The organism is Methanomassiliicoccales archaeon (assembly GCA_013415865.1).
Classification (GTDB): Archaea; Thermoplasmatota; Thermoplasmata; order Methanomassiliicoccales; family UBA472; genus MVRC01.
Window position 1 is genome coordinate 1450499 of record CP058896.1, and the last position, 12716, is coordinate 1463214.

The 12716-nt window shown below is 53.6% G+C and carries 15 protein-coding genes; 11 read left to right on the plus strand and 4 right to left on the minus strand.

What is annotated here, in order from left to right:
• Positions 1-87 precede the first annotated feature (87 nt).
• The 3 genes from HPY73_07315 to HPY73_07325 are packed head-to-tail and all read left to right on the plus strand — an operon-like array spanning position 88 to position 1906.
• Positions 88-510, plus strand: a complete 423-nt coding sequence (locus HPY73_07315) for a hypothetical protein (GenBank protein QLH75264.1) — start codon at positions 88-90, stop codon at positions 508-510.
• Positions 482-1024, plus strand: a complete 543-nt coding sequence (locus HPY73_07320; GenBank protein ID QLH75265.1) for a flavodoxin domain-containing protein — start codon at positions 482-484, stop codon at positions 1022-1024. The genes HPY73_07315 and HPY73_07320 overlap by 29 nt, the downstream gene beginning before the upstream one ends.
• Positions 1025-1906, plus strand: coding sequence for a hypothetical protein (locus HPY73_07325; GenBank protein ID QLH75266.1), 882 nt, complete (start codon positions 1025-1027; stop codon positions 1904-1906).
• Between the two features lie 87 nt (positions 1907-1993).
• Here HPY73_07325 and ftsZ read toward each other — a convergent pair whose 3' ends face one another.
• A complete protein-coding gene (ftsZ, locus tag HPY73_07330; GenBank protein QLH75719.1) occupies positions 1994-3034 on the minus strand; it encodes a cell division protein FtsZ in 1041 nt (346 codons plus the stop codon).
• Positions 3035-3547: 513 nt separating this feature from the next.
• Between ftsZ and HPY73_07335 the strand changes: the two genes are divergently transcribed.
• The 3 genes from HPY73_07335 to proB all read left to right on the plus strand — a co-directional run bounded on the left by HPY73_07335 (position 3548) and on the right by proB (position 6487).
• Complete coding sequence (locus HPY73_07335; protein QLH75267.1) at positions 3548-4009, plus strand: GyrI-like domain-containing protein; 462 nt, start codon at positions 3548-3550, stop codon at positions 4007-4009.
• Between the two features lie 97 nt (positions 4010-4106).
• Entirely contained in the window at positions 4107-5396 is a 1290-nt protein-coding gene (locus tag HPY73_07340; protein ID QLH75268.1) for a glutamate-5-semialdehyde dehydrogenase, read from the plus strand.
• Positions 5393-6487 carry a glutamate 5-kinase gene (gene proB, locus HPY73_07345; protein ID QLH75269.1) on the plus strand — a complete coding sequence of 365 codons (1095 nt, stop codon included), beginning with the start codon at positions 5393-5395 and terminating at the stop codon, positions 6485-6487. Before HPY73_07340 ends, proB begins: the two co-directional genes overlap by 4 nt.
• A 26-nt stretch (positions 6488-6513) precedes the next feature.
• Here the strand turns inward: proB and HPY73_07350 are convergent, their stop codons facing one another.
• Complete coding sequence (locus tag HPY73_07350) at positions 6514-7041, minus strand: flavodoxin domain-containing protein (GenBank protein QLH75270.1); 528 nt, start codon at positions 7039-7041, stop codon at positions 6514-6516.
• 97 nt (positions 7042-7138) lie between these two features.
• Between HPY73_07350 and HPY73_07355 the strand changes: the two genes are divergently transcribed.
• The 4 genes from HPY73_07355 to HPY73_07370 all read left to right on the plus strand — a co-directional run bounded on the left by HPY73_07355 (position 7139) and on the right by HPY73_07370 (position 10453).
• Positions 7139-7810 carry a hypothetical protein gene (locus tag HPY73_07355; GenBank protein QLH75271.1) on the plus strand — a complete coding sequence of 224 codons (672 nt, stop codon included), beginning with the start codon at positions 7139-7141 and terminating at the stop codon, positions 7808-7810.
• A gap of 67 nt (positions 7811-7877) precedes the next feature.
• Positions 7878-8861: an ATP-binding cassette domain-containing protein gene (locus tag HPY73_07360; protein QLH75272.1), complete on the plus strand. Its 984-nt coding sequence runs from the start codon at positions 7878-7880 to the stop codon at positions 8859-8861.
• Positions 8854-9642: an ABC transporter permease gene (locus HPY73_07365; GenBank protein QLH75273.1), complete on the plus strand. Its 789-nt coding sequence runs from the start codon at positions 8854-8856 to the stop codon at positions 9640-9642. The genes HPY73_07360 and HPY73_07365 overlap by 8 nt, the downstream gene beginning before the upstream one ends.
• 1 nt (position 9643) lies before the next feature.
• Positions 9644-10453 carry an ABC transporter permease gene (locus HPY73_07370; GenBank protein QLH75274.1) on the plus strand — a complete coding sequence of 270 codons (810 nt, stop codon included), beginning with the start codon at positions 9644-9646 and terminating at the stop codon, positions 10451-10453.
• A 37-nt stretch (positions 10454-10490) separates the two neighbouring features.
• Here HPY73_07370 and HPY73_07375 read toward each other — a convergent pair whose 3' ends face one another.
• Positions 10491-11027, minus strand: coding sequence for an inorganic diphosphatase (locus HPY73_07375; protein ID QLH75275.1), 537 nt, complete (start codon positions 11025-11027; stop codon positions 10491-10493).
• A gap of 184 nt (positions 11028-11211) precedes the next feature.
• On the opposite strand from HPY73_07375, the gene HPY73_07380 reads away from it, so the two are divergent.
• Positions 11212-12474 (plus strand): cation:proton antiporter, encoded by a 1263-nt coding sequence (locus HPY73_07380; GenBank protein QLH75276.1) that lies wholly within the window; start codon positions 11212-11214, stop codon positions 12472-12474.
• 16 nt (positions 12475-12490) lie between these two features.
• Here HPY73_07380 and HPY73_07385 read toward each other — a convergent pair whose 3' ends face one another.
• On the minus strand, positions 12491-12658 hold the full coding sequence (locus tag HPY73_07385; GenBank protein QLH75277.1) for a preprotein translocase subunit Sec61beta: 168 nt from the start codon (positions 12656-12658) through the stop codon (positions 12491-12493).
• Between the last annotated feature and the right edge of the window lie 58 nt (positions 12659-12716).

A 12716-nucleotide genomic window follows, 5' to 3' on the forward strand; every position in this document is an offset into this window, starting at 1 on the left:
TACCCACCTCTTTTCCCCATATTTATCCCGTGTTCTTGACAAGGACCTAAGAACGATAACGCGACATCACCTCCTCAAGTGATTTAAATGTCACAGAACGAAAAGATGATCACAGGTCTCAAAGTGATATGTGTGCTTGGGCTGCTCCAGGCGGTCATGAGGCTGGCATTCTTCAATATGATGCTGACCGGCGACCAACCGGAGCTGCAGAACGACATAACCTCCGCGGAGTTCGACTTCATGACCGTCATGTTCGGGGTCCTCGGGGTCGCAGGTATGATCACGTCGGCAGGCATCTGGTTCAGGACAGGATGGGGATACTATGGAACGATCGGGTTCAGCGCGGTCACGATACTTTTCGACATCTGGGGATTCTTAGAGGTCCAGGTCACAGCGGCCATGGGGTTCGTCTTCCCTGTGCTGTTCATCGCGTACCTCTTGTTGAAGAAAGATGCCTATTTCTCCCAGGCGGTGAAGGTCAATGAGGGTCCTGTTGGCGTTCGGAACTAAGTACGGCTCGACCGAGAAAGTGGCCATCAGGATGGCCGAAGTAATGAGGTCAAAGGGGAGCGAAGTCGTGGTAATGGACCTCCGTCAACGAAGGAAGGTCGACCTCTCTGAGTACGACATGGTGGTCTTGGGAAGCGGCATCATCGTCGGGTCATGGACCAAGGAGGCGAAGAAGTTCATCGAGGATCACAAGAAGGACCTCGTCAGGAAGAAGGTGGCCCTCTTCGTGTGCTGTGGGAACATGCTCGTGGACCCGTCAAAAGAGAGCGAGTACAGGAAATTGTACCTTGAGGACATCGCTTCGAAGGCGGGCATCGACGGCCCGGTCCCAATGGGCCTGTTCGGTGGAGAGATCGACTTCAGCAAGTACTCTTTCCTCACAAAGGCGGTCCTGAGCGGGGTGGGAGCGAAGAAGGTGTGGGAAGAGAAGGGCATCAGCCTTGACAGGCCTTATGATTTCCGGGACTGGCCAGCGATCGAGAGATGGGCATCCTCTCTTGTGGAAGGTGACTGAATGGACGATGAGCTTGGCCTCTTTCCCCGAAGTGCGGTGGGCATTGCCGCATTGATATGCGGCATCTTGCTGGTTGTCATGGCTGTGCTGGGGCCCTTGGGCCTCGACCTTATAGAGCACCGGGTCTCACAATCAGCGAAATGGCAACTGGAGGGCCAGGATATCGCCGACCTCCTTTTCCTTGCCCCATTGTTGTTCATAGGAGGTCTCATGGCAATTCTCAACAGACCCAACGCCAAGTACCTTCTCATCCTCGCCCCCCTTACATTGATGTACACAGGCTTGTCGATAGGGGTCGGGGCCGAATGGAGCGACCCCACGATGACAGGAAACGTCGAGGATTTCACATGGATATTCCTCGGTCTGGTGGTCGGAGGGCTATTCCTCCTTATCAGCACTCTATCCATGTTCGGGCCAGATGATATTCCAGACCTCGAAATGAAAGGCCTCCGGAAGTTCTCGATAGGGATGTCATTGTTCCTTTTCCTTTTTGCATGGATGTGGATATTCCAGGTCATTACAGTTGTGCATAAAGGGGACCTGCCAGACGGTTCCTACGCTGACGGCCCGACACTGTTCTGGACCATAAGATATCTCGACCTTGGCATAGTGGTGCCCTTGGGGTTCATGGCCCTATACCTTCTTCAGAAACATCCGAAAAGGGCCTACAGCCTGGTCCTTCTGTTCTTCGGGTTCTTCGCCACGATGGCCATCAGCGTGGATTCCATGCTGGCGGTCCAGGTCATCAAAGGGGACCAGAACTTGGGGTCGATAGGGCCTGGTGCAGGGATATTTCTGGTCCTAACTGCCCTGACCTTCTATGCGCTGTACTATCTGTTGAGGCACAGACTTAGACCGTCCCCAACATATGGGAGGACCTGACCTCCCTATTTTATCAATAAATGAGGAGGACCGACCGATAGGGCCGATCCCCTTTTACTCCCTGCACCCTCTGGGTGCGTGGTCGCCTTACCGCTCCCTTTTTATAAGATCAGCAGCGCTCAGGGTCGGCTGGCCGCCCCTCCCGATAAGGAACGGGGACCTGGCCCCTGTGAATATGAGGAGCACCTTTATCGTCCTCTCGAGGTCTGGCTCTACCGAGCACCCCCATATGATCCTCGCTCCTGGGCTGACCCTTTTTCCGACTATCTCCGCCGCCTTTTGCGCCTCTTCGACCGTCATGTCAGGGCCACCAGTGACCCGGACCATCACTCCCTTGGAATTCTTCATATCGATATCCCCGAGCAATGGCGAGCTCAGGGCCTCGTTCACTGCGGCCGTGACACGGTCATCCTCGGAATCGGACTCGCCTATCCCCACGAAGGCCATCCCTCCCTCTTCCATGATTGTCTGGATATCTGCATAGTCAAGGTTCACAAGACCTGGTTTGGTGACTATCTCCGTTATCCCCTTGATGGTCTGCATCAGCACCTCATCGGCGACCTTGAACGCGGCCTCCACCGGGAGCTTCGGGACAAGCTCTATCAGCTTATCGTTGAGGACCACTATCGTGGTGTCGCACACAGAGCTAAGTCTGCGGAGCCCAGCTATCGCATTCTCCATCCTTACGGCCCCCTCCGCCTTGAAAGGCAATGTTACCACGCCGATGGTCAACGCCCCGATCTGGTTCTTCGCGATATCGGCGACATAATGCGCTGAGCCGGTCCCAGTGCCTCCTCCCATACCGGCGGTGACAAATACGATGTTTGCCCCGTTCATGAAGTTCCTGATCTCGTATTGGCTCTCCATGGCCGCGTTCTCGCCCACGCGAGGTATCGCCCCTGCCCCAAGCCCTCTGGTGGTGTTCTTCCCTATCAATATCTTGGTGGGGACGTTGATCGAAAGAAGGTGTTTGGCGTCCGTGTTCAGGGCACACATCTGCGCTCCTGTGATACCAGCGTTCACGCATCGGTGCAAAGTGTTGCATCCGCCCCCTCCACATCCCATGATCTTGATGCTTATCGCAAGCTGCTCAGCATATTTTCGTATCTCCTCCTCGCCCTGCGACATCTGTACCCTCCCTTGACCATCTGGGGGTTGCTGGGGGACCCCCTTATCAACCCCCTTCCCAACATCTGCTGTTCCATCTCTTGACGTGTTCGTCATAGTGCATCCCGTAAAATCAGTTGGTGGACGAGTTTAAATAATTTACGCTACATAAATATAAAATTATATAATATAATAAAACTCGAAGGTCCGAACATCGGGTGAAATATCAAATTATCAAGTTATCAAGTCGCCACAGAGGACCGAGAACCTTTCTCATTTCGAGACCCTCTAGATGCATGTTCGGTTCAATATCAGGGAATCAGCTCTCAAGATGCAGGCCCATTTGCTTGGACAGAAAGTGGGCATACTGGGGAACGTGGTCTGGCGAACATTAGACCATTTCACCACCTAAGGTCTTTGTTCGAAGGAACCTAGCGCCAGATCATTCAATGGTATCGTTAAATCTAGGACATCGGGGTCAGCAGGGGCGCCCCCCCATAAACGATATCTACCCCAGAGCCGAATCAAATCCATATGATAAAGGACATCAGGATTACCGAGGTACCCCCTCAAAAGGCCATGGCGGTCCGAGAGGCGGTAGCGAACGACCAGATCCAATCCAAGATGGGGGAGTTCTTTGGAGAGGTCATGAGCTATATGGTGAGAAATGGCATTCAGCCCACAGGGCCGCCTTTTGCTTTCTATCATTCCTATGATCAGAACATTACAGATATGGAGGTCGGCTTTCCATGCGATGAGACGAAGGTGGGGGAGGGAAGGGTCATGGCCACTACGGTCCCTGGAGGGAAGATCGTCACAGCTACACATATAGGGCCCTACGACAAGCTCATCGACTCTTACAACGAGATGCTGAGGTGGATGAGCGAGAGGAGCTTGAGGCCTAAGAAGGAGATGTGGGAGAGATATCTGACAGACCCCGCCTCCATGGAGGACCCAGAAAAATACGTTACAGAGATGTTCTGGCCTTATGAATGAAAAGTGCCTGTCTTTACATTTAGGTCCATGAAGGTCTAACAGGGCGCTCCCCACCCATCGAAAACCTTATGCCACAACTAACCATCCTGAGCGCTGAATGGACGATGTAAGAAGAGCGGCCATCGCGAGCAAAGAGGCCTCCTACAGTCTACAGAGCATCCCAGAGGACGTTAGGAACAGGGCCTTGGGGGCGATCGCGGAAGAGATCTCTTTCAGGCGCGCCTCTATTGTTGCTGCGAACAAGAAAGACCTGGAGGAGTCAGAAAAGGCGGGCCTCTCGAAGGTCCTGCTCAAGCGGCTCAAGTATGATGACGCGAAGGTGGACGAGACCCTGGAGTCCTTGCGCTCATTGATGAGGCAGGAGGATGTCCTTGGCAAGGTACTTTCCAGGACGGAGCTTGACACAGGCCTCATCCTTGAAAAGGTCACATGCCCCATCGGCGTGATAGGCGTAGTATTCGAGGCTAGGCCCGAGGCCCTCGTCCAGATATCATCATTATGCATCAAGTCAGGCAACGCCGTGCTCCTTAAAGGGGGGGCGGAGGCTAAGCATACGAACGAGGCCTTGGCTCAGGCGATAAACGATGCGATCGTCAGGGTCGACCCCAGGTTCAGGTCGGCGGTCCAGCTCCTTTCCACCAGGGAAGAGTTCAGGAAGCTGTTGGACCAGGACGACCTGGTCGACCTGATAATCCCTAGGGGCAGCAATGAGCTCGTACGCTCGATAAAGGACCAGACAAGGATCCCTGTGTTGGGACATGCAGCCGGGGTCTGTCATGTCTATGTGGATGATGATGCCGACCTGGACATGGCCGTCAAGGTATGTTATGATGCGAAGGTGCAGTATCCTGCCGTGTGCAATGCCATGGAGACCCTCCTCGTCAATGAGAAGATCGCTCCTCGATTCTTGCCGATGATGGCGAGGGAATATGAGAAGGCGAACGTAGAGCTGAGGGGGGACGAGGCGACCAGGCGGATAATAGATGCGAGAGAGGCGACGGAGGCCGACTGGTCCACCGAATATAACGACCTGGTGCTGTCCATCAAGGTGGTGCCGAGCATCGATGACGCCATCGACCATATCAACACCTACGGCTCACACCATTCCGATGCGATCATCACGAACGACCCTGGCAAAGCAAGGAAGTTCCAGGAGCTGGTGGACTCTTCGTCGGTGATGTGGAACTGCTCTACAAGGTTCGCGGACGGCTATCGTTATGGGCTCGGTGCAGAGGTTGGGATCAGTACCAACAAGACCCATGCGAGGGGCCCTGTGGGCCTGGAGGGGCTGGTGATCTACAAATATCGCCTGAATGGGACCGGTCAGGTCGTCGCGGATTATGTCGGCGATGGTGCCAGGAAATTCACTCACAGGAAGTTAACATGAGGGACCTCAAGGCAAAGAGAGTGGTCGTCAAGGTGGGCACGAACACGCTGTGCAAGGGCGACGGCACGGTAGACGTCGAATATATAGAGGGACTGGCAGACCAGGTCATTGAGATGGAGAAGCTCGGCATCCAGACGATCATCGTCACGTCCGGCGCCATAGGGTCAGGGTCCGCAGAGCTGGGGCTGGACGGCATCAACAAGGACGTGGCGATGAAACAGGCCTGCGCGGCAGTTGGCCAGGGAATACTGATGATGGCCTATAGGGACATCTTCAAGATGTATGGCAAGTCGGTAGGTCAGGTGCTGTTGACATATGGTGCTTTCAGCGACAGGGTCAGGTATCTTAATCTGAAGAAGGCGATCGAACAGATGTTCGATCTTGGCGTGGTCCCCATCGTCAACGAGAACGATGTCATCGCAACAGATGAGATCGAGGACATCTTCGGCGACAACGATAAACTATCAGCTCTGGTAGCCAGCAAGATCGATGCGGACCTGCTCATCATCCTCACGGACGTTGATGGCCTTTATGACAGGAACCCTTTGACCGATGAGAACGCGAAACTGTTGCACGTGGTCGACGAGATAACCCCTGAGATCGAGCGGATGGCCGGTGGGCGCAAGAACGAGCGGTCCACTGGAGGGATGAGGACGAAGATCAACGCTGCGAAAATAGCAATGGCGTCGGGCTGTAATATGGTGATCGCGAACGGTGCCATTGACAACGTCATCATCAGGATCGTGAAGGGAGAGGAGATAGGTACGCTCTTCACCGCGAAGAAGGTCTATACGAACAAACAGCGTTGGATACTCTTCGCGTCGCCCAAGGGGAGGATCGACCTGGACGAAGGGGCCCAGAAAGCGGTCCGCGAAGGGAGATCTCTCTTGGCATGTGGTGTGACATCTATCGATGGCAAGTTCAAGGCCGGCGAGGTTGTCAGGATAGGATCATTCGCGAAAGGGATCTCGAAGTATTCGGCCGAGGAGATGGCCGAGCTTGTTGAGAGATGTCGCTCGGAACGAGGGGCCCTTTCGAAGAGCAACGGGAATGTGGTCGTCGAGAACGTCGACATCATGTTCACTGATTGACCGCCTGTTATCATTGGGGCCGAGGGTCACTTCACAAGAGACCCTGCCCACGTCTCCACCGCGTTCCAATCCCTTAGGTCATAGACCGTAGAAACGTCCGCACCGGACAGCCCTCTCTTCACCACCTCGCTCTTCATTATCGTTCTCACGAGCAGCCCGTATTTTGGAAAATTGATCACCCCTGCGAAGAGTCCGGTGGATACGGGTCTTATCGAAGGATATCTTGCGAGGAACTCGTCGAGGTACTCCTTCTGTGCCTTTGATATCAGGTCAGGATTGCCAGCATCTCCGCAGCAGACGAACACCGCGACCTTTTTCGAACCGAGCTCTTTCTCGTTCGTGGCGACGAACCTCTCGGCAGGTTTTGTCCATCTGCCCATCATTATGGCGCTGCCTATCACGACCATGTCATATCTTGTTAGATCCGGCTTGTTGCCGTCCTTGACATCGTATAGGTCCGCTTCATTTCCCGTCGATCTCAACACCTTGGCGACCTTTTCTGCTATCTCTTTGGTGGAGCCGTACTTCGTTCCATATGCTACAAGCGTGCGCATCTCATCCCCAATGGTCCGAGCATTTGTCAGGAGGCATAAAATGCTATGCTTCCCTGTGCTGACCGTAAGATATTCACGTCCGTTGTCCAATTGAAACATGATGAGCGACCGACGTATCCTTTTTCTGACGGACCCCATCGGGACCCAGAGGAATGACCATGTCACGATCCCAGACCTGACGACCATCGCCGATGAGATCGGCAAGTTCGATCTATGCGGAAGGTCTTGGGCCGAACATCCAAGATCATGGGCCGAGCTCGTGTTCAACACTTTCAAGCCTGTATTCTGCAGAGGAAGGGTAACAACAGATCAGATGGAAGAGCTCCTTGAGGAGATCGATTGGATGGGCATCGATGGTCAGAAGTTCTGGAAGACCGGGGTGAGGGGGCAGGAGGAAAGGAGCTTTGACGAGGTGGGACTGGATAAGTCTCGGCTTGTGGTCATATGTTCCGACAAAGCCGTCCAGGACCTTATCGGACGCAGCATTTCATATGTGTATTCTTATCATGCAAAGAGAGATGACATCAAGGGAGAAAAAGGACCTATTTTTCTCTCTGAGATCAGGCCAAGGTCGCCGTCCATATTATCTCAGATCTCAAAAGACCTTGCTGACAAGATCGAGATCGCCGTGCTTCCGGAGCCGTCAATCGGCGGCAGGAGAGATATTAAGGGGCTCAAGATATCGGTGGAGAGGTTCGAAGAGCTGAGACAGGACTACATCCGCAGCATCCATGCAACTCTGGGCTGTGACCGGCATGCCCTATGGTGAAAAATGCCTTCAGCATCCTCCAACGAACATAAATGATTAAGATGATTTACAGGGGCAGGGGAAGTAAATGCATTCCACAGACATTGTGATCGATGTCAGGGACCTTGTGAGGATCTACAGGTCCAACGAGGGTTTCCTCAAGAGGAGGAAGAGGGAGACGCTCGCTGTGGATCATATCTCTTTCGAGGTCATGCGAGGTGAGCTGTTCGGTGTCCTGGGCCCCAATGGGGCAGGCAAGACCACGACGATCAAGATGTTGACCACATTGCTGACGCCCACCTCTGGTGAGGTGAAGGTCCTTGGTCACGACGTAGTTTCGGAAGCTACCGAGGTCCGGAAAAGAATAGGTCTTGTCTTAGGAGGAGAGAGAGGTCTTTATTATCGCGTGACCGCGAGACAGAACCTGAGATACTTTGCTGACCTTTATGGGGTCCCCTTGAACGTGAGGGAGAAGAGAATAGACGAGCTTCTGAGGAAGGTAGACCTTTCGGACAGGGCCGACGAGAGGGTCGAGGATTATTCGAGGGGCATGAAGCAACGGCTTCATCTGGCAAAGGGCCTCATCAACGACCCAGAGGTCATATTCCTTGACGAGCCTACGATCGGTCTTGACCCGCAGGCCGCCAGAGATGCCAGGAAAATGATAAAGGACCTTGTGGCCGAGGGAAAGACCCTCCTGCTCACGACCCATTACATGTTCGAGGCGGACGAGCTGTGCGACAGGATAGCGGTCATCAATAAAGGAAAGATAGTGGCGATGGACACCCCGAAAGGGCTTAAATCTCTCATTAAGGACATGAGCATCATCGAGGTCGAGGGTTTTGGAATAACAGATAAGGATATCGAGGCCATCAAAAAGTTGGAAGGGGTCCGTACGGTGACCGCGTCCATGCAGGAGGACAAACAGGTCCTGAGGGTCCAGGTCTGCGACTCATCAGAGATGCTAACGCCTGTAGCGAACAAGCTTGAGAACAGCAAGGTCATCGGAGTCAGGGTCAAGGAGCCGACGTTGGAGGACGCGTATCTGTGGTTGGTGGAAGGAAATGCCTAAGCTAAGAGCGATATCCGCCTCGTTCAAGCATCAGTTCCTACATTTCATTGCCGATCCCCAATGGCTGATACCGAATGTGATCCTCCCCTTCATGATAACCATGGTCGCCCTCATCATGTTCCAGGGGCAACAGGGAGGGAACTTTGTGCTATACGCCGTCCTGGGCGGTGGAATGATGAGCATGTGGGGCAACACTCTTTATTCATCAGGTTGGTCCATCAATTTCGACAGGTGGAACGGGACCTTTGAAGAGATAATAGCCACACCGTCGCCCCTGGTCTGGATCATCGCAGGGCGCTCGGTATGGAATGCTCTTGTTGGCATTGTGAACGGCCTTTTCATATTGGTCATAGCGGTATTGTTCTTTGACGCGGACCTTTCGTTGAAGGACCCCCTCCTATTCTTCATCGCCTTCTTTGCGACATTGCTCTCCCTGTCCATGCTGGGCATGCTCTTCTGCTCGTCCTTCGTGCTGACAAGGCAGGCCGGCGTCCTGACGAACGGTCTGGAGTATCCGATATATGTCGGGACGGGAACGATGTTCCCAATAGCAGTTCTGCCATGGTGGACGAACCCTCTGTCGTTATCTATGGGGCCCACTTGGGGGATAGATGCGATAAGGTATGCCGCCTTGGAAGATTACGAAGGGTTCGACGTCGGGTACTGGGGCGACATAGGGATCATGCTGGCGATATCGTTCATCTACTTGGCCATAGCGTTCTACCTCTTCGGCGTGGTGGAAAGGAAGGTCAGGCGGGATGGGAGCATGGTGAGGTATTGAGATGTCCAGCTACATCTTTCAGAGCGCAAGGGTTTTCTGGTCCTCGGCAGTGCTTGCGAAGAGGGCGTTGTTCGCATGGCTCAATCCCGGCCTATGGATAATGCAGATGTTCTTCATGTCCATATTCCAGATAGCGTTCTTTGTTTACATAGTGAAGTATGCTGGAGGGAGCTCGGATATAAATGTCTCATACGTCGCCGTCGGGAACGCGATATCGTCGGTCAGCTATGTGGCGATATTCTCGGTCTGCAACATCACAGGCGAGGAGAAACAACAAGGGACGCTGGCACCAGTGCTCGCGACCCCTGCCAACAGGATGGCCCTATTTATCGGCAGGGCCATGTTCCAGGTCCTGAACGGGATGGCGACGGTGTTCATAGCCCTCTTCTACGCCTGGGCCATCTTCGACGTCGATTTCTCGGCGACAAACTGGCCTGCCTTGGTGGCGGTGGTCGTGGTCACCTCTCTCACGATGACATGCCTCGGACTGTTGCTGAGCTCCATCGGTCTTTACCTGAGGACGTCGTTGATAATAGCGAACATCTTCCTTTTTATCGGGCTCCTTTTCAGCGGGGTGAACTTTCCGGTCAGCTATCTTCCAGATATGATCGAACCCCTCGCCTATCTCTTCCCGCTCACATACAGTACAGATGCGGCAAGAGCGGCGGTGGCCGGATCATCTCTTTTGGAGATAGGGGACCTCATGTCTTACATGCTCATATCAGGAGCGGCCGCACTGTTGCTCGGTTATGTGATATTCAGGTTCTTCGAGAGACTGTCGAGAACAAAAGGAACAATGGACAGATTCTGAATACGAGGAAATGAAAGAGGTTTGTCACAAGGGCTTCTCACTTGTAACCGAACTTGTCCCTGAACAGGCTCAGGCTGTAGGATATGGCATCGATCGCCACCGCCCGCCCCTCCCAACCTAGGACCTCGGTATGTTTCCCTTCTTCAAGCCTCTTGTAGGTCTTGAAAAACTCAGCTATCTCGTTGAGATAATGACTTGGTATATCCTCAAGCTCATGATATTCATTGTTCCTCGGGTCGCCCGTCGCCACACAGAGGATCTTGTCATCCTTCCCCTTTTCATCTGTCATGTGAAGTATACCTATCGGTCGGGCCTCCACCACACATCCAGGGAAGGTATGCTCGCTCATGATCACCATTGCATCCACCGGGTCCCCATCATCGTAATAGGTCCTTGGGACCAGGCCATAAGCGAGAGGAAAAACAACGCTGGAATGCAGCACCCTATCGAGGAGGATGTAATCATACTCCTTCGAGACCTCATATTTGTTCTTGCTGCCCATGGGCGTCTCGATGATGACATTGATTATCTCCGGCGGGTTCCTTCCGGACGGCACCTTCTTCCAAAGCGACATCTCAGGTCTCCTTTGCGCGGTACGATTGGGATTGTCTACTTATGTCTTTTGCCATTACCCATCGGTTAGAATGTCAGTCAGGAATATGTGATTCCTCAAGGAACTCTTGAAGGTCTTTCTAATCAAAACCATGGTTGGAGCATTTTTTTAATATGCTTGTTCATATCCTGGTCCGGGATGGGAATTGTCTGGTGAAGAAGAGATCGGCACGATATTGTTCGGCCTCCTCGTGCTCATTGTGATGGCCAAGGTCGCCGGACTGCTTTGTGAATGGGCCACCCAGGCAAGCAGGGGCAGGGTCGTCATACCAGGTGTCATCGGTGAGATCGTCGCAGGCATATTCGTCGGGAACACGGTCCTCAAGGAGTTCCTCGACCTGAACGAGAACGGGGATTTCTTCTATGCCCTGAGCCAGCTGGGCGTCATATTCCTTCTCTTTGCGGTAGGTCTCGAGACCCCCTACAGCGAGCTCAGAAAGGTGGGCAGGACAGCATTCTTCGTCGCGCTCCTCGGAGTGATAATACCATTCTTCGGCGGCCTAGCGCTCTTCATGGCCCTGAACTATGGTACCAATGAGGCGCTGTTCGTCGGGGCCGCGATGGTGGCCACATCAGTCGGGATCACGGCAAGGGTCATAAAGGACATGGATCTGATGAGCTCCAAAGAGGCAAGGGTCATCATCGGGGCGGCGGTGATAGACGATGTCCTAGGCCTGATAGTCCTTTCAATCGTGGTGGGCATATCGCAGGGGAGCGAGGGGAGCCTCTTTGAGACCGCGGTCGTGGCGTCTGAGGCAGTGTTGTTCGTCCTGGCGATCATGTTCATTGGAAGCTATATCTCAAAGGTAAGGGCGAAGAAAAGGGCAGTGGGGACAGGGGAGGTATGTGCCCCGACCACCCCCGAGGGAAGGACGCTCGAGCTGAGCGCCCTGTCCATAGCGATCATCCTCTGCCTCGGCCTATCATACGCCGCCATCTATCTGAACTTGGCCGGCATCGTCGGGGCGTTCTTGGCCGGCATGCTTTTCGCTGAATATAGGGACAGGTTCTTCTGTCAGAACCAGATCGAAGCGATCAACGAGTTCTTGGTCCCGTTCTTCTTCCTTTACGTCGGTATGCAGGTCGACCTGGGGAAGTTCGGTCCGGTCATTGTGATAGCGGTGGTGCTGACGATCATCGCGATCTTTACAAAGTTCGCGGGATGCGGCCTAGGTGCGGTCAAGATGGGGGGCACCTCGGCGGCCATTGTCGGTTCAGGCATGTTCCCGAGGGGAGAGGTGGCGATGATAGTCGCCGCCATAGGTTTCACGGCAGGGGTGGTCGAGGGGGAGGTATATTCCATGGTCGTGTTCATGGCGATCGCGACTACGCTGGCCTCGCCTCCTATGTTGAGCTACTTCTTCACTAAGAAATATGGTAAAAGGAGAGAAATGAAAGGGACGGAATGAATAAGACCTAAGAGGTTCAGGTAGGCCAAAGATACTCGGCGATGGTCACGACCGCTATGGTGAATATCGCGAGGCCCAGGACGATATACGGGTTGATCTTTAGGGACTTCTCATCTTCGCTATCAAAGTAACGGATAAGGCCCGCTGAAGACTGGAAACCGGACTTCTCCTTGTTGCCTGCCATCTTTATCGACCTCGCTACCTGCGCGAGAATATTTAACATTTATCTTACATCGAAGCAG